22 protein-coding genes and 1 tRNA gene are annotated in these 22,845 nt (G+C 66.9%); 13 read left to right on the top strand and 10 right to left on the bottom strand.

The features are described 5' to 3' along the window. The first annotated feature begins 247 nt into the window (after positions 1–247). From SPHME3_RS0101040 to SPHME3_RS0101015, 6 genes are all read left to right on the top strand, one after another. Positions 248–1,249 carry a fumarylacetoacetate hydrolase family protein gene (locus SPHME3_RS0101040; protein WP_017977712.1) on the top strand — a complete coding sequence of 334 codons (1,002 nt, stop codon included), beginning with the start codon at positions 248–250 and terminating at the stop codon, positions 1,247–1,249. A 297-nt stretch (positions 1,250–1,546) separates the two neighbouring features. Then, positions 1,547–2,833 carry a 3-methyl-2-oxobutanoate dehydrogenase (2-methylpropanoyl-transferring) subunit alpha gene (locus SPHME3_RS0101035; RefSeq protein WP_020486371.1) on the top strand — a complete coding sequence of 429 codons (1,287 nt, stop codon included), beginning with the start codon at positions 1,547–1,549 and terminating at the stop codon, positions 2,831–2,833. Positions 2,834–3,020: 187 nt separating this feature from the next. Beyond that, positions 3,021–4,028: an alpha-ketoacid dehydrogenase subunit beta gene (locus SPHME3_RS0101030; RefSeq protein ID WP_026189055.1), complete on the top strand. Its 1,008-nt coding sequence runs from the start codon at positions 3,021–3,023 to the stop codon at positions 4,026–4,028. 1 nt (position 4,029) lies between these two features. Continuing rightward, a complete protein-coding gene (locus tag SPHME3_RS0101025) occupies positions 4,030–5,400 on the top strand; it encodes a dihydrolipoamide acetyltransferase family protein (protein ID WP_017977715.1) in 1,371 nt (456 codons plus the stop codon). Beyond that, the gene (locus tag SPHME3_RS0101020) at positions 5,400–5,831 is read left to right on the top strand and encodes a c-type cytochrome (RefSeq protein ID WP_017977716.1); all 432 of its coding nucleotides are present in this window, start codon (positions 5,400–5,402) and stop codon (positions 5,829–5,831) included. Before SPHME3_RS0101025 ends, SPHME3_RS0101020 begins: the two co-directional genes overlap by 1 nt. 168 nt (positions 5,832–5,999) lie before the next feature. After that, positions 6,000–6,776: an enoyl-CoA hydratase/isomerase family protein gene (locus tag SPHME3_RS0101015; protein WP_017977717.1), complete on the top strand. Its 777-nt coding sequence runs from the start codon at positions 6,000–6,002 to the stop codon at positions 6,774–6,776. 51 nt (positions 6,777–6,827) lie between these two features. Here the strand turns inward: SPHME3_RS0101015 and gorA are convergent, their stop codons facing one another. Genes gorA through pgi form a run of 4 tightly spaced genes read right to left on the bottom strand, consistent with a single transcriptional unit; the run spans position 6,828 to position 10,330 of the window. Continuing rightward, positions 6,828–8,174 carry a glutathione-disulfide reductase gene (gene gorA, locus SPHME3_RS0101010; RefSeq protein WP_017977718.1) on the bottom strand — a complete coding sequence of 449 codons (1,347 nt, stop codon included), beginning with the start codon at positions 8,172–8,174 and terminating at the stop codon, positions 6,828–6,830. Between the two features lie 4 nt (positions 8,175–8,178). Next, positions 8,179–8,592, bottom strand: a complete 414-nt coding sequence (gene vapC / locus SPHME3_RS0101005) for a type II toxin-antitoxin system VapC family toxin (RefSeq protein ID WP_017977719.1) — start codon at positions 8,590–8,592, stop codon at positions 8,179–8,181. Continuing rightward, on the bottom strand, positions 8,583–8,795 hold the full coding sequence (locus SPHME3_RS0101000) for a type II toxin-antitoxin system VapB family antitoxin (protein WP_017977720.1): 213 nt from the start codon (positions 8,793–8,795) through the stop codon (positions 8,583–8,585). Before SPHME3_RS0101000 ends, vapC begins: the two co-directional genes overlap by 10 nt. A gap of 44 nt (positions 8,796–8,839) precedes the next feature. Continuing rightward, on the bottom strand, positions 8,840–10,330 hold the full coding sequence (gene pgi, locus SPHME3_RS0100995; protein WP_020486372.1) for a glucose-6-phosphate isomerase: 1,491 nt from the start codon (positions 10,328–10,330) through the stop codon (positions 8,840–8,842). Between the two features lie 131 nt (positions 10,331–10,461). On the opposite strand from pgi, the gene lepB reads away from it, so the two are divergent. From lepB to era, 3 genes are all read left to right on the top strand, one after another. Further along, positions 10,462–11,316: a signal peptidase I gene (lepB, locus tag SPHME3_RS0100990; RefSeq protein ID WP_020486373.1), complete on the top strand. Its 855-nt coding sequence runs from the start codon at positions 10,462–10,464 to the stop codon at positions 11,314–11,316. After that, the gene (rnc, locus tag SPHME3_RS0100985) at positions 11,313–11,981 is read left to right on the top strand and encodes a ribonuclease III (protein ID WP_024310451.1); all 669 of its coding nucleotides are present in this window, start codon (positions 11,313–11,315) and stop codon (positions 11,979–11,981) included. The genes lepB and rnc overlap by 4 nt, the downstream gene beginning before the upstream one ends. Before the next feature lie 184 nt (positions 11,982–12,165). Next, positions 12,166–13,065 carry a GTPase Era gene (gene era, locus SPHME3_RS0100980; protein ID WP_017977724.1) on the top strand — a complete coding sequence of 300 codons (900 nt, stop codon included), beginning with the start codon at positions 12,166–12,168 and terminating at the stop codon, positions 13,063–13,065. 122 nt (positions 13,066–13,187) lie between these two features. On the opposite strand, the gene SPHME3_RS0100975 is transcribed toward era, so the two are convergent. The 3 genes from SPHME3_RS0100975 to SPHME3_RS0100965 all read right to left on the bottom strand — a co-directional run bounded on the left by SPHME3_RS0100975 (position 13,188) and on the right by SPHME3_RS0100965 (position 16,210). After that, the gene (locus SPHME3_RS0100975) at positions 13,188–13,910 is read right to left on the bottom strand and encodes an NAD-dependent deacylase (protein WP_017977725.1); all 723 of its coding nucleotides are present in this window, start codon (positions 13,908–13,910) and stop codon (positions 13,188–13,190) included. A gap of 76 nt (positions 13,911–13,986) precedes the next feature. Next, the gene (locus SPHME3_RS0100970) at positions 13,987–15,828 is read right to left on the bottom strand and encodes a methyl-accepting chemotaxis protein (RefSeq protein WP_017977726.1); all 1,842 of its coding nucleotides are present in this window, start codon (positions 15,826–15,828) and stop codon (positions 13,987–13,989) included. Between the two features lie 190 nt (positions 15,829–16,018). Then, positions 16,019–16,210: a hypothetical protein gene (locus SPHME3_RS0100965; RefSeq protein ID WP_017977727.1), complete on the bottom strand. Its 192-nt coding sequence runs from the start codon at positions 16,208–16,210 to the stop codon at positions 16,019–16,021. Between the two features lie 138 nt (positions 16,211–16,348). Between SPHME3_RS0100965 and SPHME3_RS0100960 the strand changes: the two genes are divergently transcribed. The 4 genes from SPHME3_RS0100960 to SPHME3_RS0100945 all read left to right on the top strand — a co-directional run bounded on the left by SPHME3_RS0100960 (position 16,349) and on the right by SPHME3_RS0100945 (position 19,410). Further along, positions 16,349–17,698 (top strand): methyl-accepting chemotaxis protein, encoded by a 1,350-nt coding sequence (locus tag SPHME3_RS0100960; RefSeq protein ID WP_017977728.1) that lies wholly within the window; start codon positions 16,349–16,351, stop codon positions 17,696–17,698. 192 nt (positions 17,699–17,890) lie between these two features. Further along, the gene (gene dapB, locus SPHME3_RS0100955; RefSeq protein ID WP_017977729.1) at positions 17,891–18,619 is read left to right on the top strand and encodes a 4-hydroxy-tetrahydrodipicolinate reductase; all 729 of its coding nucleotides are present in this window, start codon (positions 17,891–17,893) and stop codon (positions 18,617–18,619) included. Positions 18,620–18,632: 13 nt separating this feature from the next. After that, complete coding sequence (gene nth, locus SPHME3_RS0100950) at positions 18,633–19,289, top strand: endonuclease III (protein WP_017977730.1); 657 nt, start codon at positions 18,633–18,635, stop codon at positions 19,287–19,289. Between the two features lie 44 nt (positions 19,290–19,333). Beyond that, a tRNA-Arg gene (locus tag SPHME3_RS0100945) sits at positions 19,334–19,410 on the top strand. A gap of 232 nt (positions 19,411–19,642) precedes the next feature. Here the strand turns inward: SPHME3_RS0100945 and SPHME3_RS0100940 are convergent. From SPHME3_RS0100940 to SPHME3_RS20580, 3 genes are all read right to left on the bottom strand, one after another. Further along, the gene (locus SPHME3_RS0100940; RefSeq protein WP_018250500.1) at positions 19,643–20,989 is read right to left on the bottom strand and encodes a glycoside hydrolase family 3 C-terminal domain-containing protein; all 1,347 of its coding nucleotides are present in this window, start codon (positions 20,987–20,989) and stop codon (positions 19,643–19,645) included. A 49-nt stretch (positions 20,990–21,038) separates the two neighbouring features. Next, a protein-coding gene (locus SPHME3_RS0100935; RefSeq protein WP_156002604.1) for an IS3 family transposase occupies positions 21,039–22,210 on the bottom strand; the annotation gives its coding sequence in 2 pieces (ribosomal slippage) (positions 21,039–21,946 and positions 21,946–22,210; 1,173 coding nt in all). Further along, positions 22,161–22,496, bottom strand: coding sequence for an SRPBCC domain-containing protein (locus tag SPHME3_RS20580; RefSeq protein WP_081614851.1), 336 nt, complete (start codon positions 22,494–22,496; stop codon positions 22,161–22,163). The genes SPHME3_RS0100935 and SPHME3_RS20580 overlap by 50 nt, the downstream gene beginning before the upstream one ends. Positions 22,497–22,845: the final 349 nt, after the last annotated feature.

Here is a 22,845-nt window from a genome sequence, read left to right as displayed (position 1 = left end):
GAGGCTGCGGGCGAGAGGCGCCCCCGTCAAGTCAAAATAACAAATGTTACGGACAGCCTCGGAAACCCCTGCCGTTCGCCCTGAGCCTGTCGAAGGGCGGGTTTCCCCTAGCGCAGCGCCTGGGGCCACCCGTGCTTCGACAGGCTCAGCACGAACGGATGGAGGAGATCGTAACGCCTGAGACTTTTTCGGTGCATCCCGTCACCGCCGACGATAGCATGGGCGCCCAACCAAAAGAGGATGCCCGATGAAACTCGCCAGTCTGAAGCACAAGCGTGACGGCAGGCTCGTCGTCGTCTCGAACGACCTCGCCTGGTGCGCGGACGCGGGCCATATCGTGCCGACCTTGCAGGCGGCGCTCGACGATTGGGATCGGTATCTGCCCGATCTGCAGAATCTGGCGACCGACCTGGAGCATGCGGTGATCCCGCGCGAACGCTTCCACGAACATGACGCCGCCTCGCCGCTGCCGCGCGCTTATCAGTGGGCGGACGGGTCGGCCTATGTGAACCACGTCGCATTGGTGCGGCAGGCGCGCGGGGCCGAGATGCCGGACAGCTTCTGGCACGATCCGCTGATGTATCAGGGCGGATCGGACGGCTTCCTCGCCCCCCGCGATCCTATTCCGCTCGGCGACGAGAGCTGGGGCTGCGACATGGAGGCGGAGGTCGTCGTCGTGACCGGCGACGTACCCCTGGGCGCCAGCCGCGAAGAAGCACTCGCGGCGATCCGCCTCGTCGGCCTGACCAACGACGTGTCGCTGCGCGGGCTGATCCCCGGCGAGTTGGCGAAGGGCTTCGGCTTCTTCCAGTCCAAGCCGGCCAGCGCGTTCTCGCCTGTGTTCGTGACACCCGATGCGCTGGGCGACTGGTGGCGGGACGGCAAGCTCCACCGCAAGCTCAACGTCGACCTCAACGGCCAGCCCTTCGGCCGGGTCGAGGCGGGCGAGGACATGACCTTCGACTTCGGCACGCTGGTCGCGCACGCCGCCAAGACGCGCGCGCTGGGGGCGGGGACGATCGTCGGATCGGGCACCGTCAGCAACCGCGGTGCCGACGGTGGCCCCGGCAAGACGATCGCCGATGGCGGCGTCGGCTATTGCTGCCTCGCCGAGCTGCGCACCGTCGAAACGATCGCGACCGGCAAGGCGACGACGCCGTTCCTCAAGGCGGGCGACACGGTGCGCATCTGGGCGGAGGACGACAAGCACCACCCGATCTTCGGCGTCATCGAACAGACCGTGGGGTGATAACTCCTCCCCGGCACGGAGCATCGGGTTGCGCATGCCCCGCATGCTCAAGGATCGTCCTGGGGACGATCCGACCCGATGCTGGGACCCCCACGCGCCAGCGTGGGGGTGGAGGACAGGGTGAATCCCGATTAGCAGGACCACCGCCGTCCACCCCTCCGTCACGGCTTCGCCGCGCCACCTCCCCCTGGCGGGGGAGGACTGAGCCAAAATCTCGCTTGAAATCTAATTACAACGGCGCGAAAGTATCGATCAACGGTGCCGGCGACTCCCGCGGGGCACGGACAGGAGAGAAACGTGGCCGGCGAGCATCCTCGCGCCAATTTGCAGCCCCTGCGGCTGCACGTGCCGGAACCCAAGTTCCGCCCCGGCGATCCCGTCGATTTCGTCGGCGTGGACATCCCCCCGGCCGGTGCCGCACGACGGCCCGACACCGCCGAATCGGCGCACGATTTCACCGACCTCGCCTATACGATGGTCCGCGTCCTCGACGAGGACGGCCGCGCGGTCGGCCCGTGGGACCCCAAGCTGTCGCCCGACATGCTGCGCCGCATGCTGCGCAACATGGCGCTGCTGCGCGCGTTCGACGAGCGGATGTTCCGTGCGCAGCGCCAGGGCAAGACCAGCTTCTACATGAAGGCGACCGGCGAAGAGGCGGTGGCGATCGCCGCGGCGCAGGCGCTGGACGCCGACGACATGTGCTTCCCGTCCTATCGCCAGCAGGGGCTGCTCATCGCGCGCGGCTATCCGTTGGTCGAGATGATGAACCAGATCTACTCGAACACTGGTGACAAGCTGCAGGGCAAGCAGCTGCCGATCATGTATTCGGCGAAGGATTTCGGTTTCTTCTCGATCTCCGGCAACCTCACCACGCAATATCCGCAGGCCGTCGGCTGGGCGATGGCCTCGGCGGCGAAGGGCGACACGCGCATCGCGGCGACGTGGTGCGGCGAGGGGTCTACCGCGGAGGGCGACTTCCATTCCGCCTGCACCTTCGCATCCGTCTATCGCGCGCCGGTGATCTTCAACGTCGTCAACAATCAGTGGGCGATTTCGAGCTTTTCCGGCTTCGCGGGCGCCGAATCGACGACCTTCGCGGCGCGTGCGATCGGCTATGGCATCGCCGGCCTGCGCGTCGACGGCAATGACGCGCTCGCGGTCTATGCCGCGACATTGTGGGCGGCGGAGCGCGCGCGCACCAACGCCGGTCCGACGTTGATCGAGCATTTCACCTATCGCGCGGAGGGCCATTCGACCTCTGACGATCCGACGCAATATCGCAGCGCGGGCGAACCGACCGCATGGCCGCTCGGCGATCCGATCGCGCGGCTGAAGCAGCACCTCATCGTCATCGGCGAATGGGACGAAGAGCGCCACGCCGCGCAGGACCGCGAGCTGGCCGAATATGTCCGCGCGCAGCAGAAGGACGCCGAGAAGAACGGCATCCTCGGCCACGGCCTGCACCAGCCGTTGGACAGTCTGTTCGACGGCGTGTTCGAAGAGATGCCGTGGCATCTGCGCGAGCAACAGGCGCAGATGATCGCCGAGGAAGAAGCGAGCGGGCGGCCATGGGCGCGCAAGTGATGTATCGCCCTCTCCCAGCGGGAGAGGGAAGGGGCCCGCTGCCGGAGGCAGTGGGAAGGGTGAGGGCAGCCTGCCTTTCGACCCTCACCCTTCCGCCGCTTCGCGGCTCCCTCCCTCTCCCGCCGGGAGAGGGATTATGAGTGACGCCATGACCGACACCACGATCGACACGCCTGCCACCACCCGCATGAACATGATCCAGGCGATCAATTCCGCGCTCGACGTCTGCATGGGGCGCGACGCGGACGTGATGGTGATGGGCGAGGACGTCGGCTATTTCGGCGGGGTGTTCCGCGCGACCGCGGGGCTCCAGGCGAAATACGGCAAGACCCGCGTGTTCGACACGCCGATCACCGAAATCGGCATCATGGGCGTCGCGATCGGCATGGGCGCCTATGGCCTGCGTCCCGTCCCCGAAATCCAGTTCGCGGATTACATCTATCCCGCGCTCGACCAGCTGGTCAGCGAGGCGGCGCGGCTGCGCTATCGATCGGCGGGCGAGTTCACCTCGCCGATCACGATCCGCTCGCCCTATGGCGGCGGCATCTTCGGCGGCCAGACGCACTCGCAGAGCCCTGAGGGTATCTTCACGCACGTATCGGGCATGAAGACGGTGATCCCGTCGACGCCCTATGACGCCAAGGGCCTGCTGATCGCGGCGATCGAGGACAACGACCCCGTCCTGTTCCTCGAACCCAAGCGCATCTACAACGGCCCGTTCAACGGCCATTGGGATCGGCCGGCCGAAAATTGGTCGAAGCACCCCGGTGGCGAGGTGCCGACCGGCTATTACCGCGTCGACCTGGGCAGGGCGAAGGTCGTGCGTGCGGGTGAGGCGCTGACGATCCTCGCTTATGGCACGATGGTCCACGTCTGTGCGCAGGTGGTCGCTGACGAAGGCGTCGATGCCGAGATCATCGACCTGCGCACGCTCGTGCCGCTCGACATCGAGACGATCGAGGCGTCGGTGAAGAAGACCGGCCGCTGCATGATCGTCCATGAAGCCACGCGCACGTCTGGCTTTGGCGCCGAACTGTCCGCGCTGGTGCAGGAACGCTGCTTCTACCACCTCGAAGCCCCGATCGAGCGCGTGACCGGCTTCGACACGCCATACCCGCACAGCCTGGAATGGGCGTATTTCCCGGGTCCGGTCCGCATCGGCCAGGCGCTCAAGAAGATCATGAAGGACGCATAAGATGGGCCGCTTCACCTTCCGCCTGCCCGATATCGGCGAAGGCATCGCCGAGGCCGAGATCGTCGCCTGGCACGTCGCCGTCGGCGACCGCGTCGAGGAAGACCAGAACATCGCCGACATGATGACCGACAAGGCGACCGTCGAGATGGAATCGCCGGTGTCGGGCGTCGTGGTCGAACTGGCGGGCGAGGTCGGCGATCAGGTCGCGATCGGCGCGGCGCTGGTCGTGATCGAAACCGAGGATGCGGGCGCCGAAGATGCGGGGGGCGAGGTCGTCGCCGCGCCCGCGACCGCGGAACAGGCCGAAGTCGCGCAGCAATATGAGGCCGAGAACCCCGGCGTCGAGGCGGTCGACGCGGTGGCCGTGACGCCGCCGGCGGGATCGGGCGATACGCCATCCCCCGTTGGTGCTGAGCCTGTCGAAGCACAGGCCGCAAGCGCACCGCCCGCGGCGACCAGCCCTTCGACAGGATCAGGGCGAACGGCGGAGAAGGCACCCGTCGCCGCCCACGTCCTCGCCTCGCCCGCGGTGCGCGCTCGTGCCCGCGATCTCGGCATCAATCTCGCCCAGGTGAAGACCGACGCCGATCGCGTCCGCCACGCCGACCTCGACGCCTTCCTCCGCTACAATGCCGGCCAGGGCTATCACGCCCCCGGCGCGTCGCGTGCGCGCGAGGACGAACAGGTCCGCGTCATCGGCATGCGCCGCCGCATCGCTGAGAATATGGCCGCCGCCAAGCGCCACATCCCGCACTTCACCTATGTCGACGAAGTCGACGTGACGGCGCTTGAGTCTATGCGCGCCGATCTCAACGCGCACCGCGGTCCGCGGCCCAAGCTTACCATGCTGCCGCTGCTGATCGTCGCGATCTGCCGCACGCTGCCGCAATTCCCGATGCTCAACGCGCGCTATGACGACGAGGCAGGCGTGGTGACGCGGTCCGGCCGGGTCCACCTCGGTATGGCGGCGCAGACCGACGCCGGGCTGACCGTGCCGGTCATCCGCGACGCGCAGGACAAGAACGTCTGGCAGCTCGCTGCCGAGATATCGCGCCTTGCGGAAGCCGCCCGCGCCAACAAGCTGAAGCCAGAGGAACTCGGCAACGGCACGATCACCGTCACGTCGCTCGGGCCGCTCGGCGGCATCGCGACGACGCCGGTCATCAACCGGCCGGAGGTCGCAATCATCGGGCCGAACAAGATCGTCGAGCGCCCCGTCTTCACCGGCCGCGGCGACGAAATCCGTCGGGCGAAGCTGATGAACGTGTCGATCAGCTGCGACCATCGCGTCGTCGATGGCTGGGACGCCGCAAGCTATATCCAGGCGCTCAAAACGCAGCTCGAGACGCCGGTCCTGCTGTTCGCCGACTGATGCGCGGGGCCGCCGCCGTCGTGCTGCTGCTGCTCGCCGGCTGCGGCGATGGCGGTGCGGACCGCGCGGCCCGGCTGCGCGCGGCAGGGACGAATCCCGATGTGGCCGCCCTGCTGCGGGTGGCGGATGCCGGGACGGGCGAGCGGTTGTTCAACGCCTGCGCGGCCTGCCACGCGATCCGCAAGGGCGCGCCCGATCGCAACGGCCCCAATCTGTTCGGCGCGATGGGCGCGCCGGTTGCCGGCGTCAGCCCGCGCTTCGGCTACACCGCCGCGCTTCAGCGCATCGGCGGCCGCTGGACGCCGGAGCGGATGGATGCGTGGCTCACCAACCCGCGCCGCTTCGCCCCCGGCACGTCGATGGGCTATCCCGGCCTTGCCGACCCGCTCGCCCGTGCGGACCTGATCGCCTATCTCAGCGCGCAACATTGAGCGCGTGAACCTCGTCACCCCAGCGCAGGCTGGGGTCTTCCTGTAACCGGCTGTGGCGTCCGGCAAGCGAAAGCTCCCAGCCTGCGTTGGGATGGCGGATATAGCTGCAAAGGCTACCCGGTAAGCCACCCACTGGCGCGCAAACCCGATCCGCGCCACTGTCGCGCCATGACCCAGCCCCTCGTCCACACCGCCCGCGACGGCCATGTCGCCATTCTCACCTTCGCGCGCCCGCCGCACAATTTCGCCGATCTTGCGCTGATCGAGGCGATCGGGAGCGCCTTTGCCGCGGCGGATGCCGATCCGCAGGTGCGCGCGATCGTGCTGCAATCGGACGGCCGCATCTTTTGCGCCGGTGCCGACCTTGCCCGCGACAATCCGGTCGAAAAGGACCAGCCCGCGGGCACGCGCAACCCCTTCTACGTCGCCGCCGCGCGGCTCTATGCGGTGAAGACGCCCGTCGTTGCCGCAATCCAGGGCGCGGCGGTGGGAGCAGGCCTCGGCCTCGCGCTCGTCGCCGATTTCCGCGTGGCGGCGCCGGAGGCGCGCTTCGTCGCCAATTTCGTCGCGCTGGGTTTCCACCCCGGCTTCGGCATTTCGGCGGTGCTGGAGCGGGTGATCGGGGGGCAGCGCGCGCTGCTGATGAATCTCACCGCGCGTCGCATCAAGGCGGAGCAGGCGGCGGACTGGGGTCTTGTCGATCTGCTGGTGCCCGCCGACCGCCTGCGCGCCGACGCACTGGCGCTGGCGCAGGAGATCGCGGCGGGAGCGCCGCTCGCGGTGCAATCGACGCGGGCGACGATGCGCGGCGATCTGTTCGCGCTGGTCGAGGCGCAGACCGACCACGAACTCGCCGAACAGGCCTGGTTGCAGAAAACGGCCGACTTTGCCGAAGGCGTGCGCGCCGTGAACGAACGCCGTCCGGGACGGTTCGTCGGCGCCTGACCCCGCCCCATACACACCGTCACCCCGGAACGAGTCCGGGGTGACGGGCGCTTACTTCATCAGCACCAGCTCTTCCGCCATCGTCGGATGCAGCGCGACCGTGTCGTCGAACTGCGCCTTGGTCAGCCCCGCCTTCACCGCGATCGCCGCGGCCTGCAGGATCTCCGGCACGTCCGGCCCGATCATGTGCAGCCCGACGATCTTCCCCGACACGCCATCGCACACCATCTTGTACAGCGCGCGCTCATTGCGCCCGGCGAGCACGTTCTTCATCGGCCGGAAGTCGGACGAATAGACCGCGACCGACCCCAGCTTCTGCTTCGCCTCGCTCTCGGTCATGCCGACGCCCGCCATCGGCGGATGGCTGAAGACGGCCGACGGGATGTTGGCGTAATCGACCGTGGTGGGCTTGTTGCCGAAGAAGGTGTCGGCGAACGCCTGGCCCTCTCGGATTGCCACGGGGGTCAGTTGGATGCGATTGGTGACGTCGCCGATCGCGAAGATGCTATCGACGCTCGAACGGTTCTGCTCGTCGACGACGACCGCGCCCTTTTCCAGCGCGACGCCAGCCTCTTCGAGCCCGAGACCTTCGGTGTTGGGCACGCGACCGGTCGCGAACATCACCATGTCGACGGTCACGGGCTCGTGGTTTGACATATGGACGGTCAGGCAGCCGTCTTCGCCCTTCTCGAGGCGTTCGAAATTGGCGTCGAATTTGAACTCCAGCCCCTTCATCATGCTGATCTGGAGCAGGCGATCGCGGATCGACAGGTCGTAACCGCGCAGGATGTCCTGCGTGCGGTTCATGATGATCACGTGCGCGCCGAACTGGTGGAAGATGCCGGCGAATTCATTGGCAATATAGCCCGCGCCCGCGATCAGGATGCGCTTGGGGATCGCATCGAGGTGGAACGCCTCGTTGCTGGTGATGCCGTGTTCGGCGCCGGGGCAGGCGGGGACGGCCGGATGCGCGCCGACCGCGATCAGGATGCGCTCGGCGGTCTTCTCGGTGCCGTCGGCCAGCCGCACGCTGTGCGGGCCACTGACGGTGGCGCGCTGGTGGATGATCTCGACGCCATGTGTTTCCAGCGTCTGCGTATAGGCACCGTTGATCCGGTCGACCTCCTCCAGCACATTGTCGCGCAGCGTCTTCCAGTCGAAGTCGCACTGGTCGGGCACCTGCCAGCCGAAGCGCTTGGCGTCCTTCAGATCCTCGGCAAAGTGCGCGCCATAGACGAGCAGCTTCTTGGGCACGCAGCCGCGGATCACGCATGTGCCGCCGACGCGATACTCTTCGGCCACTGCCACGCGCGCGCCATGCGCCGCTGCGACGCGGCTCGCGCGCGTGCCACCGGACCCTGCGCCGATGACGAAGAGGTCGTAGTCATATTGGGGCATGGTGTTACTCCGGGGTGGCGAGCGCCGGGCGAAGGCCCAGATGCTGCACGAAAGGGTCGAAATCGCGATCGCTGTATAACAAGGGAAGCCGGTCGAGGATGCACCGCGTCGCGATCAATGTATCGATCGTCTTGCGGATGGTGATGCCGAGGCTGCGCAGGTGCCGGTAATTGCGGGCGGCCTGTACGGCGACGCGGTGGTCGGCGATTTGGACTTTGTTGAACTTGGCGAAGAAGCGGATTGCATCATCGGCGCTCCGTTCGCTGCGGGCGCCCTGCAATACCTCCATCAACACCAGGTCGCCGATCGCGAGTGGGTCGCCACGATCAAGGCACTGCGTCAGCGCGCGGGTCTGTACAGTTGAGCGGTTGGCCAACAGGTCGATCCATACGCTCGAGTCGACGAGCGTCAGCCCCATTCGCGCACCGGGTCGTCGGTCCGCATGGCGTCGAGATCACCGTCCCAGCCCAAGCCACGTAAACCTTCGAGCGCTTCACGCTGCCGCTCGATGTTAACGTAGCGGTTCAGCACGAACTGCACGACGTCACGCTTGGTCTTCAAGCCGCTGCGCTGGATGGCCTCCGCCATCAGAGCATCGTCAATCTCGATATTCGTCCGCATGTGTATGGCTCCGCAGAGCCATACACATAGCGTTTACGCCCGGCTCAATCCAGACCGGCGCGGCGGATCAGGTCTTCGGTGGAGGGGTCGAACTCCTGCCCGCCCTGGTCGGCGGCCTTGGCCATTTCCTTGCCCAGCTCGACGCCGAACTGGTCGAAGCTGTTGATGCCGAGCAGCACGCCGTTCACGAACACGCGGTGTTCGTAGAAGGCGATCAGCGCGCCCAGCGTGCGCGGGTCGAGCACGTCGAGCAGGATCGTCGAGGACGGGCGGTCGCCGCTGTAAGACCGCGCGGGATCGTCCACCTGCTTGCCCTTCATCAGCGCCGCGCCCTGCGCGAAGGCATTGAGCAGCAGCTGGCGATGGTGATCCTCCGCCAGCGTATCGCCCGGCTCGATCACCGCGATGAATTCGACGGGGACGAGGTGCGTGCCCTGGTGGAGCAGCTGGAACACCGCATGCTGCGCATCGGTGCCGACGCCGCCCCAGGTAATCGCCGCGGTCGGCCGCCCGACCGGCTGGCCGTCCACCGTCACGCCCTTGCCGTTCGACTCCATCTCCAGCTGCTGGAGATAGCTCGGCAGCAGTCGCAGCCGCTCGTCATAGGCGAAGGGTGCGCGCGTTTCGGCGTGGCGGACCTGCGTGTAATAGAGGTCGGCGAAGGCGGCGAGCGCCGGCGCATTTTCGTGCAGCGCGGTCAGGCGGAAATGGCGGTCCATCTCGGCGGCGCCTTCCAGCAGTTCCTCGAACGCGCCCCAGCCGAGCGCCACCGCCGCCGGGAAGCCGATCGACGACCACAGCGAATAGCGGCCGCCGACGCCCTCGCTGAACGGCAGGATGCGGGTTTCGTCGACGCCCCATTCCATCGCCTTGTCGGGGGCGGCGGTCAGGGCGATCACCTTGCCGTACGGATCTTCGACGCCATGCTCGCGGAACCACTGCATCGCCGATTCGGCGTTGAGCATGGTTTCCTTGGTGGTGAAGGTCTTGCTGGCAATGACGAGCAGCGTCGCCGACGGATCGAAATCCTTGATCGCCTCTTCCAGCGCGACGCCATCGACGTTGGAGACGATCGCGACGTCGTAGCGCTTGTCTTCGCGCCCCAGCGCATCGACCAGCAGGTCCGGCCCCAGCGCCGATCCGCCGATGCCGATGTGGAGGACGTGGCGGATGTCGCCCAGCGCGCCCGCCTCGATCGCGTCGATCAGCGCGCGCATCCGCTCGTGGAAGCGGCGGGCGCGGGCGACGCTGTCGGGGTTGCCCTCGCCGCGTTCGGCGGTGTGCTCGACCGGGCGATCCTCGGTGACATTGACGTGTTGGCCGCCGAACATCGCGTCGCGCTTGCCGGCAAGGTCCTTGGCCTTGGCCAGCGCTTCGAACGCCGCGACCGCGTCGCGCGTCAGATGCGTCTTCGACCAGTCGAAATGGATGCCGGAGACGTCCAGGCTGAACGTCTTCAGCCGGTCGCCGTCCTTGGCGAACAAGTCCATCAGCTTGGGGGAGGGCAGGGCTTCGATCGCAGACCAGTCGCTCATATGTCCGTCCTTCATGGGGAGGGGTAAGTCGTGACCGTCCCGTATCGATCCTGCGCCGGGCGACAAGCCCGTTTCCGCCGACACCGGAACGACTGGTGAGGACGCACGGGGGCGGCTAAAGCTCCGCTCCTATGGCCGATACTCCTGCCCCCGCGACACCCAAGCCGGTACAGCCCCGCTCGGAAACCAGCGAGACGATCCGCTTCCTCGTGAAGCTGGCAGTCGCCGTGTTCATCCTGCGCAGCTTCATCTTCGCGCCCTTCTCGATTCCCAGCGAATCGATGCTGCCGCGGTTGCTGATCGGCGACTATCTGTTCGTCACGAAATGGAATTACGGCTATTCGCGCTGGTCGCTGCCCTACGGCTTCCCACCAATCCCGGGCCGCCTGCTCGGCCGCAATCCGGCGCGTGGCGACGTCGTCGTGTTCCGCTCGCCCGATCCCGCCCCCGGCGACACCGATCCGGAACACGCCGATCATGACGTCATCAAGCGCGTCATCGGCCTGCCCGGCGATACGATCCAGATGCGCCGCGGCCAGGTGATCCTGAACGGCGTGCCCGTCCCCAAGCAGCGCGTCGCCGACTTCGTCCTGCCGCTGACCGCCAATTTCAACGAGCAGAAGTGCGGCGCGACCTTCGTCGACGTCGATGCGAAGGGGCAGCCGATCTGCCGCTACCCCCAGTTCCGCGAGACCCTGCCCAACGGCAAAAGCTATATGGTGCTCGACCAGGCGGACATCCCGCAGGCGGACGACACCGGCCTCTACACCGTGCCCGCCGGCAGCGTGTTCCTGATGGGCGACAATCGCGACGACAGCGCCGACAGCCGTTTCCCCGCGCCGATCGGCATGGGTTACATCCCGATGGAGCGGATCGAGGGCAAGGCGGTCGTCACCTTCTTCTCGACCAACGGCAACTATCGCTGGTTCAATCCCGTCAGCTGGTTCACCGCCGCACGCTGGAACCGGATCGGAGAAGGCTTCTGACCCCCGATCTCGCCAGCTGGATCGCGCAGACCTTCGGCCGGGCACCCGCCGACCTCGCTCCCTTCGCGCGTGCGCTGACGCATGGCAGCCAGGCGGCGGAGAATTACGAGCGGCTCGAATTTCTCGGCGACCGCGTGCTGGGCCTCATCATGGCGGAATGGTTGTGGGAGCTGTTCCCCCGGGAGACCGAAGGCAGCCTGTCGAAGCGCCTGAACGCGCTGGTGACCGGCGCGGTCTGCGCCGACGTCGCCCGGTCGATCGGCGTGCGCGCGCATCTGAAGCTCGGCAAGCAGGCGCGCGATGACGGCGCGTACGAAAGCGACAATATCCTGGGCGACGTGATGGAGGCGCTGATCGGCGCCTGGTATCGCGAGGCCGGCCTGGACGCGGCGCGCACCTTCGTCCGCATCGCCTGGGGCGACCGCGTCCGCCGCAGCGACAAGGCGCCGCAGCACCCCAAGTCGGCGTTGCAGGAATGGGCCGCCGCGCACGGCCGCCGCACGCCCGAATATGTCGTGGTCGACCGCTCCGGCCCCCACCATGCGCCACGGTTCACGGTGCAGGCGAAGATCGGGACGTTCGCGGAAGCCACTGCGACGGGGGCGAACAAGCAGATCGCCGAAACCGCGGCGGCGAAGGCCCTGCTGGCAAAGGTGGCGTCGTAAATTCCTCCCTCGGCGCAGCCGGGGGAGGGGGACCGTTCGCGCCAGCGAATGGTGGAGGGGGCGGTTCCACAAACGACACCGGTGCCGTATCCTCCCCCTCCGTCGGCGCAGCAGCGCCGCCACCTCCCCCTGGCGGGGGAGGAGTGACTTGCCCAACGCCCGCCACCCAACCAAAAGAAGCCCCATGACCCAAACCCAACATTGCGGCCTCGTCGCCGTCGTCGGCGCGCCCAACGCGGGCAAGTCCACGCTCGTCAACGCGCTCGTCGGCCAGAAGGTCGCCATCGTCAGTCCCAAGGCGCAGACAACGCGCACCAAGCTGCTCGGCGTCGCGATCCAGGACGCGGCGCAGATCCTGCTGGTCGACACGCCCGGTATCTTCGAACCGCAGCGCCGTCTCGACCGCGCGATGGTGTCGGCCGCGTGGAGCGGCACCGAGGGCGCAGACATGATCGCGCTCGTGGTGGACGGCAAGGGCGGCATCGGTCCCAAGGTGGAGCGTATCGCCGAGGCGCTGAAGGACCGGCCCGAGCCTAAGATCCTGATCCTCAACAAGGTCGACGTCGCGGACAAGCCCAAGCTGCTGCTCCACGCCGAAAAGCTCAATGCGCTGATGCATTTCGCCGACACGTGGTTCGTCTCGGCGCAGACCGGCGATGGCCTTGCCGAGCTCAAGTCGGCGCTTGCCGCGGCGATGCCGGAGGGGCCGTGGCATTATCCGGAGGATCAGGTCTCCGACGCCACCGAACGCGCGCTCGCCAGCGAGGTGACGCGCGAACAGCTCTACCTTCAGCTCCACGCCGAACTGCCCTACGCCAGCACGGTCGAGACGGAAAAGTATAGCGAGCGAGAGGACGGATCGGTCGAAATCCACCAGCAGATCCTGGTCGAACGCCCGACGCAGCGCGCGATCGTGCTGGGCAAGGGCGGCGTCCGCATCCGCGACATCGGCGCGCGCGCGCGCACCGAACTCGCCGGCATCCTGGGCGTGCCGGTCCACCTCTACCTGCACGTCAAGGTCAAGCCCGGCTGGGACGAAGACCGCGAGATCTACCGCGACATCGGCCTCGACTGGGTGGAGTAAAGGCTTCCGTTCGCGCTGCCGGGGACGCGCCCGTATGGTGCGGCGGAGGGCGCCCTATGCTCTCCGTCACCGCCGCGTGGTGCCACCTCCCCCGGCCGGGGAGGCATGAGGAGGGCGCTGGGCTATCCCTCCGCTGGGCTGCCAGCCTCCGCCAGCAGCGCATCCACCCATGCCGGCACCAACTCCCCCGCCGGCCCCAGCCGCGTCTCGGCAAAGAAGCCGCTGCCCGCCGATCGCTCCAGGTTCAGCTCCAGCGTGTCGGCGCCATAGGCCTCCGCCATCTGCACGAAGCCGGCGGCAGGATAGACCGCGCCCGACGTGCCGATCGACACGAACAGATCGCACGCCGCCAGCGCCGCCTCGATCCGGTCCATGTGATAGGGCATCTCGCCGAAGAACACGATGTCGGGCCGCAGCGCCCGCTCGCCGCAATTGGGGCATTCGGTGTCGGGCGGCAGCGCGCCGTCCCAATCCTCGCGGATGCCGCATACCGCGCACAGCGCCGATCGGAGCTCGCCGTGCATGTGCAGCAACCGCGTCGCACCGGCACGCTCGTGCAGGTCGTCGACATTCTGCGTCACGATCAGCAATTCGCCCGTCCACGCGCGATCCAGTCGCGCCAGCGCGATATGCGCGACATTGGGCGCGACCGCGGCTAATGCCGCCCGCCGCAGGTCGTAGAAGCGATGCACCAGCGCCGGGTCCGCCGCCAGCGCCTCCGGCGTACAGACGTCCTCGACCCGATGTCCCTCCCACAGCCCACCCGGCCCGCGGAAGGTGGCGATGCCGGATTCGGCGGAGATGCCGGCGCCGGTCAGGACGACGATGTTGCGGATGGCGGTCATGATCCGCGACGATAGGGCCGGAACCGGGTGGCGGGAAGGTGGTGGCCGGCGATCGGCGCACCACCTCCCCCCGCGGTCAGAATTCCGACCAGTCGTCGTTGCTCACCGCCAGCGCGGTATTGCCGACCGCGCGCGGCGGCGCGGGGCGGGCGATACGCTGTGCGGCCGGAGGGGCGCGGTGGTGCAGCATGGCCACGGGCGCGACGGTTCCCACCGGGGCCTCGCCCACCCGGAACCGAGCGATCTGGCGGCTCATCTCCTCGACTTCGGATGCCAGGCTGCGTGCGGCGGCGGTCGCCTCCTCCACCATCGCGGCATTCTGCTGGGTCACGCCGTCCATCTCGGACACGGCGGTGTTGATCTGCTGCAAGCCGGTTGCTTGCTGCTCGGCCGACGCCGCGATCGCGGAGACCAGGCCGTTGATCTCGCCGATCTTGCCGATGATGCGGCCGAGCGCGTCGCCCGTCTCGCCGACCAGTTGGACGCCCGCCGTCACCTGGACCGAGGACGCGGTGATCCGCGCCTTCACATCCTTCGCCGCTTCGGCGGAGCGCTGCGCCAGCGCGCGCACTTCGGATGCGACCACGGCGAAGCCCTTGCCGGCATCGCCGGCGCGTGCGGCCTCGACGCCGGCGTTCAGCGCCAGCAGGTTGGTCTGGAAGGCGATGCCGTCGATGACGCTGATGATCTCGGAGATTTCGTGCGAGGTGCGTTCGATGCCGCCCATCGCATCGACCGCGCGCTGCACGACCTCGCCCGAACGCTCGGCTTCGACGCGGGCGTCGCGCATCGCGGCGTCGGCGCGACCGGCACGCTCCGCCGTCGATCGGACGGTCGCGGTGATCTCGTCCATCGCGGCCGCGGTTTCCTCCAGGGATGCCGCCTGTTGCTCGGTCCGCTGCGACAGATCGTCCGAAGCCTGGCGAATGTCGTTGGCGCCGCTGTTGATGCCGCTCGCCGACTCCGTGACCTGCGACAGGGCGCTGCGTAGCGATGCGGCCGCGTCGTTGAAGTCCGACTGGAGCTTGGCATAGGCGGGCGGGAAGCTGCCGTTCAGCTGGCAGGTGAGATCGCCGTCGGCCAGGGCGGCCAGCCCGGTCGCCAGCGCCTCGGTCGCCTGCGCGGCGGCCGCGGCCTTGTCCTGCTCGGCCCTGACGACGGAGTCGCGGAAGATGTCGACCGCCCGCGCGATGTCGCCGATCTCGTCCTGCTGATCCAGATGCGGCACGGTGGCCGTGCCATTCTGTGCGGCCAGCCCGCGGATCGTTCCGGACAGGCGTTTGACCGGCGCGACGACCTTCGACGCGATGATGAACAGCGACACGGCAAGCACCGCGATTCCGGCGAGCACCAGTGCGATCATGATCGTGCGGTTCGTTTGCGCGGTGACGGTGGCGTTGGTGCCGGTTTGCTCCGCGATCTTCAGTTGCAGGTCGACGAGCTTGCCGATCGAGTCGGACACCGGATCGATGGCTCGATACAGAGAGGTGACGACGAAATGGTCGAGCGCGGCGCGATCGCCGCTATCCAAAATCGTCTGGAGTTCGGCGACGCGCTCGTCCGCGACGCGCATGCGCGCCTCCGCCTCGTCGGCCAGCGCGGCTTCGTCGCCGGTGATGCGGGTGGCGCGATAGGCCTTCCAATGCTCATGCAAGGTGCGCAATCCGGCGCGCACTTTTGCCGACGATTGGGCGAAGCTGAGATTGCCGTTGCGCGCCTTGTGCGACGCATCGACGATATCGACGGCATATTTGTCTGCGACCATCTTCAGATCGCGCATCGGCACCACCCGATCCTTCAGGATCGAATCGAGCGCCGTCTTACTGTTGTGCATGCTCCACAGCGACACGCCTGCGAGCAGCACGATCGCCACGGCGAGGGATGCGAGGCAAGAAAAGAGCTTGTTGCGGATAGTCATGCGATCCTCCTAAGAGGACCCGATAAGCAACATGGGTTAATAAAACGGTTCACTATGGCCATAAACCAGATGTCGGAAAGCGGCCTGCAAAACCTCCTTAGAGCAGTGACTTATTGGAGTAGGGCGCCGAGCGGACGTAACTGAGCACTTGAAAAGACTGAAAAATATCGGCCGTTGCAAACCGATGTGATCACTGTCCGGCGAACAGTAAGTCTACCTTGATGGCGTTAGTCGGAATCGGAATAAGGAACAGCAGTACAGCACTGAACACTCCGATCAGGCCCCAGCCATAACGGCGGGCGCGCAGATCGACGATCCCTCTCGCAAGACAGTAGAGCACGGGGATGGTGATCGCGATGATCGTCAGGACGGTGGTCCACATCAGGGCGGATTAGCTTGCGCGACTTTCGCAGGCAACGGTTGCGGGGGGCGAGGCCGTCATGTCCGCGCGTCACGGATGAAGCGATAGTGCCGATCCGGGTCAACCGCATGTTAAGAAACGGTCGATATCGGTTTAACCATGCTGTTCAAACGCCCTTCCGACACGCTCGAAGCGCGCACTGCGCTCGCCGTCTTCCGCCATTCGCCCGACGCGATGATGCTGTTGCGTGATAACCGGTTCGTCGCCTGCAACGCGGCGGCCGAGCAGGTGTATGGCGCGCCGACCGCCGCGATCCTCGGGCAGAATCCCGTGGTCTTCTCGGCGCCGGAACAGGGCGACGGGCGTCCGACGATCGAACATGTCAACGAACGCGTCTCGCAGGCCATCCGTGACGGCCATGCCCGGTTCGAATGGCTCAACATGCGTAACGGCCAGATCGTGCGCATGCTGGTCACGCTGATCCCGGTGGCGATCGACGGCGGGGCGGAGGTTCTGGTGCTGGTGCAGGACATGACCGCGACGTCGCAGGTGGTCGATGCGATTGGCGAGGGCCTGGAACGCCTGGCGGGGGGCGACCTCACCGTGCGGATCGACGCCGCATTCACTCCGGAATTCGAACCGCTGCGCGCCAGCTTTAACAGCGCCGCCGCGACGATGCAGGATTCGCTCCAGACGGTGGTCGCGGTCGGCAACGGCCTTGCGTCGGGTTGCGGCGACATCCGCACCGCGGCGGACGACCTGTCGCTGCGCACCGAGCGTCAGGCGGCAAGCCTCGAAGAAACCGCCGCGGCGATGGACGAGATCACCAGCAACGTCCGCGTGACCGCCGACACCGCCGGCCGGGCGGAGACGATCGTCGCCGGCGCGCACCGCGCGGCGGAGGAATCGAGCGTTGTCGTCGAGCGCGCCATGCAGGCGATGGCGGGAATCGAACGCGCGTCGAACGAGATTTCCGAAATCATCAGCGTCATCGACGGCATCGCCTTCCAGACGAACCTGCTCGCGCTCAACGCCGGGGTCGAGGCGGCGCGCGCGGGCGATGCGGGCAAGGGCTTCGCCGTCGTCGCCTCCGAAGTGCGCGCGCTGGCGCAGCGCTCGGCCGATGCGGCGCGAGACGTTAAGGCGCGGATCACCGCCTCGACGCTACAGGTCGACAATGGCGTCGGCCTCGTCTCCGAAACCGGCGCTGCGCTCCAGCGGATCATCACGCAGATGGCCGACATCAGCAGCTCTGTCGCCAGCATCGCATCCGCCGCGCGCCAGCAGGCCGGCGGGCTCAGCCAGATCAACACGGCGGTCGGCGAGATGGACGCGATGACGCAGCAGAATGCCGCGATGGTCGAGGAAACCACCGCCGCCGCCCGCAATCTGGCGGCGGATGCGGAGCGCCTTGCCGATGCAGTCTGCCGCTTCCGCGTCGGCGAGGCGCGGCACGAGCCGGCGATGACCGGCCGGGTCGTAGCCCTCGCCGGCCGCGCCCGCCGCTGACGCTCGGCGCGCGGGGCTGACCCCGGTCGCGCGCGGGTGGCGTCGGGCGCCGATCAATAATTCCGGCCAAAGCTCCCACCTGTCCTGCGCGCTCGACTTGTGCCAGACGGGCGGCATGACCTGTGACCTGCGCCGCCGTCGCTCTGCGAACCTTGCGTGTTCGTGCGCCCCTCGTGACCTGTCGGGGGCGCTATGACCGCGATCGGCATCTACGGCAGCAGCGGTCGTATGGGCCGCGCGATCGCCGAACAGATCGAGGCTGCGGGCGCGCGGCTGGCGGGCGGCGTCGATGCCGGCGGCGATCCGCGCGCGCTCGCGCAGATATCCGACGTTCTGGTCGATTTCTCCACCCCCGCCGCGCTGGAGGCGCATGTCGCCGCCGCCCGAGCGACGCGCACGCCGATCGTCATCGGCACCACCGGCCTCAGCATCGACCAGCATGCCATGATCGACGCCGCCGCCACCGACATTGCGGTGCTCCAGACCGGCAACACGTCATTGGGCGTCACGTTGCTCGCACAATTGGTCCGCGAGGCGGCAACTCGGCTCGGCACCGACTGGGATATCGAAATCGTCGAGGCGCATCACCGCCACAAGGTCGATGCGCCGTCCGGCACCGCGATCCTGCTTGGCGAAGCCGCGGCGAGCGGACGGGGGACGACGCTGTCCGAATTGCGCGTCGATGGCCGCGCGGGGCTGACGGGCGCGCGGACCGAGGGCACGATCGGGCTGGCCAGCATCCGCGGCGGTTCGATCGTCGGCGATCACAATGTCGTCTTCGCCAGCGAGGGCGAGCGGATCGAACTCGCCCATCTGGCCCAGGATCGCGGCATCTTCGCCAAGGGCGCGGTGCGGGCCGCGCTGTGGCTGGCGGGCCAGCCCGCCGGCCGCTATCGCATGGGCGACGTGCTCGGCCTGTGATCACGAGGGGCCTGTGAAAAAGGCAGACGTCTTCGAATTCTACCGCCGGCTGGCCGAAGCGAACCCGCATCCGGAAACCGAGCTAGAGTCGGGCAACGTCTTCCAGCTGCTGGTCGCGGTAGTGCTGTCCGCCCAAGCGACCGACGCCGGCGTCAACAAGGCGACGCGCGCGCTCTTCGCCGCGGTGAAGACGCCGGAACAGATGGTCGCGCTGGGAGAGGACGGCCTGAAGCAGCACATTAAGACGATCGGCCTGTTCAATACCAAGGCGAAGAACGTCATCGCGCTGTCGGAAGCCTTGATCGCGCAGCACGACAGCGAGGTGCCGAACGATCGCGCGGCGCTGGAAGCGCTGCCCGGCGTGGGCCGCAAGACCGCCAATGTCGTCCTGAACGTCGCTTTCGACGCCGAAACCTTCGCGGTGGACACGCATATCTTCCGCGTCGGCAACCGCACCGGCCTGGCCCGGGGCAAGACACCGCTCGCGGTCGAGCTGAAGCTCGACAAGGCGACGCCGCAGCCATTTCGCCTGCACGCGCATCACTGGCTGATCCTGCACGGCCGCTACATCTGCAAGGCGCGCACGCCCGAATGCTGGCGCTGCCCCGTCGCCGACCTGTGCGCCTACAAGCCCAAGACCCCGCCACCCAAGCGTGCCAAGGCTCCATAAACCACTGGCGCAACCCCGACGCCTTTGCTAGGCGAGCCACCTAGGCACCCGTAGCTCAGCTGGATAGAGCGCTGCCCTCCGAAGGCAGAGGCCACAGGTTCGAATCCTGTCGGGTGCGCCAGCTTTTCCGCCACTTCTGGCGGTTCGCACCAGCCTCACGCTCGCAGAACCGCGCAAGAACATGCGCGTTCAAAACAGGAGCGCGCGTACAATGCGCGTACAGAGGCCGAGCCCGACCCCCGCGACCGAATCATCATGTGCAATGACCGCGGTCGGACGACATGGATGTCGTTGCGGTTTTCAGGCGAAAGCGCATTGGCAACGCCGATTGAGGCACCTAGGCGCCCATGAGCTCACCTCGTTGCATTCGGGAGAAAGCCTCGGCCTGTCCGGGGGGCGCCGCCAACCGAAAACTGACCATGGTTCTGTGCGTTGGAGCTGGATCCGACCCAGATATCGAACGTGCCTGGATCGATCACCCAGCCGCGCTCGGCGGCATTCCAATATTGTACGCTGCTCTCGTCGAGCGTGAACGACACCGTGCGCGTCTCGCCCGGCTTTAGTGTTACGCGCTGAAAGCCCTTGAGCTCGCGGACGGGGCGTGAGGCGCGGCCAGCCTGCTGGTGGATGTAGAGCTGTACGACCTCGTCTCCCGCGCGGTCGCCGCTGTTCGTGACGGTGGTCGACACCGTCACCCGACCGCCCGGTTGCAGCACTGGTGTATCGAGCTTGGGCGCTCCGATGGTGAACCGGGTATAGCTGAGGCCGTACCCGAATTCGAATTGCGGGGTCGAGGGGATGTCCCAATAGCGCTTGCCCTGGTCCTGGGGCATGTGCGTGGTGTTGTGGGCATAATAGATCGGGACTTGGCCGACGCTGCGCGGCCAGGTGACCGGCAGCTTGCCGCCGGGGTTCACGTCGCCGAACAGGGTACGCGCGATCGCGGTGCCGCCGCGCGTGCCGCCGAACCAGGTGTGGAGGACCGCAGGCGCGCGCTCCAGCACGGCTCCCAGCGCCAGCGGCCGCCCGCTCATCGTCACGACGACCACCGGTTTGCCGAGCGCCATCACCGCATCGAACAGCTTCATCTGGTCGCCGGGCAACGTCAGGTCGGATCGCGATGCGCCTTCGCCGCTCATGTCTTCGGACTCACCCAGCGTTAGGATGATGAGGTCGGAGCGTTTGGCGAGCGCCAACGCGGCGTCGAATTCGCGCGTGGTGCGGGCCGCGTCCCACCGTGGCTCTGGCTTGGCTTGGCCCGGGATCGTGATGCTTTCGAACATCGAGGGCACGTTGCGTTTCAGCTGGACACCCGGTGCCGTCTCCACGGTCGCCGCGCGGCCCAGCCGGTCGCGGACGCCTTCGAACACCGTCACCGTTTCGGGCAGGTCGTATTGGAACGCCCATGGTCCCAGCATGTCGCGCTTCGAATTGGCACTGGCGCCGATCACCGCGACATGCGCGTTCGCGCCCGCTCGCAATGGCAAGGCGCCATCGTTCTTGAGCAGCACGAACGAGCGTTCGGCCGCCTGTTGTGCAGCATCCCGATGACCAGGGTCTGCGAGCGTGCGTCGGGCCTGTGCTTCATCGACGAAGGGGCGCTCGAAAAGGCCCATCGTGAACTTGGCGATCAGGATGCGGCGTACCGCCTGATGCGAGATGAGGCCGCACCTACTATCCGAACGAGTCCGGGCCAGCATCTCAATCGCTACGCCTGAGCAGCCCCCACCGGGTGGTCCGGGTTGTTAGTTAGTGCATTGTCGTCTCCGCCGCCATTGCCGGTCGGAGGTGGAGCGAAGCGGAACCGGAGGCCGGCAATGGCGGTGTCGCCGCTTCTGGTGCGGGTGGGCGGTAGCCCAAGCTGCTGTGCGGCCGGACGGTGTTGTAGTGGCATCGCCACGCCTCGATCAGCACTCTTGCCTCGGCGAGGCTATAGAAGATCTCGCCGTTGAGCAGTTCGTCACGCAGCGAGCCGTTGAAGCTCTCGTTGTAGCCGTTCTCCCACGGCGAGCCTGGCGCGATGTAGAGCGTCTTCACGCCAACCTGCCCAAGCCATTTCTGAACCGCGGTAGCGATGAACTCGCTGCCGTTATCCGACCTGATGTGCGCGGGCGGACCCCGCGCGATGAACAGGTCGGCAAGCGCCGCCAGCACGTCTTCGTGGCGGAGCTGGCGCGCGACGATCAGCGCCAGGCACTCCCTGCTGGCCTCGTCGATGATGGTGAGGATGCGGAACTTGCGCCCGTCGTGCGTGCGCGCTTCGACGAAGTCGTACGCCCAGACATGCCCCGGATACTCCGGTCGTAGCCGAATACACGAGCCATCGTTCAACCACAGGCGACCACGTTTCGGCTGCCGCTGGGGCACCTTCAGCCCCTCGCGTCGCCAGATCCGCTCCACCCGTTTGTGGTTCACAAACCATCCCGCCGCATGCAGCAGCGCTGTCACCCGGCGGTAGCCGTAGCGCCCGTACTGCTTGGCCAGCGCGACGATGTCGTCGGTCAGTGCCTGCTCGTCATCTGCCCCGCACGGCACCTTGCGCTGTGTCGACCGGTGCTGCCCAAGCACGCGGCACACGCGCCGCTCGGATACGTCCAGCACCTCTTTCACCTGGTCGATGCAGCGCCGGCGTCGCGCGGGGCTCAGAAGTTTCCCCGTGCAGCCTCCTGCAGGATCAGCTTGTCCAGTGTCAGGTCGGAGATCGCGCGGCGCAGCCGCAGGTTCTCCTTCTCCAGATCCTTCATCCGGCGAGCCTGATCCGTCTTCAGCCCACCGTATTCCTTGCGCCAGCGGTAGTAGGTCTGCTCGCTGACCGCGATCCGCCGACATGCCTCGGCGGTCGTGCCACCCTGGCCCAGCACGATCTCCACTTCACGCAGCTTCCCGATGATCTCCTCGGGCTTGTGCTTCTTGGCAGGCATTCGTCGTCCCTTCCTTGATCCAGACTGTCATAGTCGATGGACCACTCAGAAGGGGGCAGCTCAGTTCCGGCTGAAAATCAAGAATGATGCCCTCGTTCAGAATCTCTTCTCCGTTCGGCCCGTGCATCACCACCAGGCTGCGACCACCCGGACGCCAGGCGATTTCGCGTGCCTCGGCACGCCAAGGGAGCGGACAGAACCACTCTTCAAAGCGGTCGATCATCGTCTTCCAGACGTGGGCGACGGGTGCCTCGATATGTCGTTCGACACTGAGTTCACGGCTCATATTTCTCTCCCTTACAAAGCAGGACGACGTAGCGTTTGAGATGCCGCACGCTGGCACGGGCGGGCTCGGGATCGCTGGCCGCCGAAGCCGTGTCAGCTAGTCGTGCGCATACGGCAGCCTTTTTCAACACAATCCCCCATTCCGTGCTCTTCAATCACCTCGGCCGATCCCTACACCATGCCGCTTCCCTGATGAACGAATGGCGGATGTTGAGAACGACGTCGCCGGTCCTGAATGGCCGAAACTGGGTCTTCGTGACGGAAGGGTAGGGTAGCCGCTTCCGCCCGATTGCGTTGAAGAAAGGCCGTCTTGCAGTCGTGTCGATGGTCTGATTCAATCTTCGCGCAGT

Source organism: Sphingomonas melonis DAPP-PG 224 (genome assembly GCF_000379045.1).
In the GTDB taxonomy this organism is placed as follows: Bacteria; Pseudomonadota; Alphaproteobacteria; order Sphingomonadales; family Sphingomonadaceae; genus Sphingomonas; species Sphingomonas aquatilis.
This window is presented reverse-complemented; position numbering and strand designations above follow the sequence as displayed.

Excerpts from the sequence above, each read along its gene's own strand:
- pgi (WP_020486372.1), bottom strand. The coding sequence starts at position 10,330 with ATGAGCGACTGGTCTGCGATCGAAGCCCTGCCCTCCCCCAAGCTGATG.
- dapB (WP_017977729.1), top strand. The coding sequence starts at position 17,891 with ATGACCGCGATCGGCATCTACGGCAGCAGCGGTCGTATGGGCCGCGCG.
- SPHME3_RS0101030 (WP_026189055.1), top strand. The coding sequence starts at position 3,021 with ATGAACATGATCCAGGCGATCAATTCCGCGCTCGACGTCTGCATGGGG.
- lepB (WP_020486373.1), top strand. The coding sequence starts at position 10,462 with ATGGCCGATACTCCTGCCCCCGCGACACCCAAGCCGGTACAGCCCCGC.
- gorA (WP_017977718.1), bottom strand. The coding sequence starts at position 8,174 with ATGCCCCAATATGACTACGACCTCTTCGTCATCGGCGCAGGGTCCGGT.
- SPHME3_RS0100975 (WP_017977725.1), bottom strand. The coding sequence starts at position 13,910 with ATGACCGCCATCCGCAACATCGTCGTCCTGACCGGCGCCGGCATCTCC.
- SPHME3_RS0101020 (WP_017977716.1), top strand. The coding sequence starts at position 5,400 with ATGCGCGGGGCCGCCGCCGTCGTGCTGCTGCTGCTCGCCGGCTGCGGC.
- SPHME3_RS0101025 (WP_017977715.1), top strand. The coding sequence starts at position 4,030 with ATGGGCCGCTTCACCTTCCGCCTGCCCGATATCGGCGAAGGCATCGCC.
- SPHME3_RS0100970 (WP_017977726.1), bottom strand. The coding sequence starts at position 15,828 with ATGACTATCCGCAACAAGCTCTTTTCTTGCCTCGCATCCCTCGCCGTG.
- SPHME3_RS0100965 (WP_017977727.1), bottom strand. The coding sequence starts at position 16,210 with ATGTGGACCACCGTCCTGACGATCATCGCGATCACCATCCCCGTGCTC.
- SPHME3_RS20580 (WP_081614851.1), bottom strand. The coding sequence starts at position 22,496 with ATGAGCCGTGAACTCAGTGTCGAACGACATATCGAGGCACCCGTCGCC.
- SPHME3_RS0101015 (WP_017977717.1), top strand. The coding sequence starts at position 6,000 with ATGACCCAGCCCCTCGTCCACACCGCCCGCGACGGCCATGTCGCCATT.
- SPHME3_RS0100960 (WP_017977728.1), top strand. The coding sequence starts at position 16,349 with ATGCTGTTCAAACGCCCTTCCGACACGCTCGAAGCGCGCACTGCGCTC.
- SPHME3_RS0101000 (WP_017977720.1), bottom strand. The coding sequence starts at position 8,795 with ATGCGGACGAATATCGAGATTGACGATGCTCTGATGGCGGAGGCCATC.
- SPHME3_RS0101040 (WP_017977712.1), top strand. The coding sequence starts at position 248 with ATGAAACTCGCCAGTCTGAAGCACAAGCGTGACGGCAGGCTCGTCGTC.
- vapC (WP_017977719.1), bottom strand. The coding sequence starts at position 8,592 with ATGGGGCTGACGCTCGTCGACTCGAGCGTATGGATCGACCTGTTGGCC.
- era (WP_017977724.1), top strand. The coding sequence starts at position 12,166 with ATGACCCAAACCCAACATTGCGGCCTCGTCGCCGTCGTCGGCGCGCCC.
- SPHME3_RS0100940 (WP_018250500.1), bottom strand. The coding sequence starts at position 20,989 with ATGCTGGCCCGGACTCGTTCGGATAGTAGGTGCGGCCTCATCTCGCAT.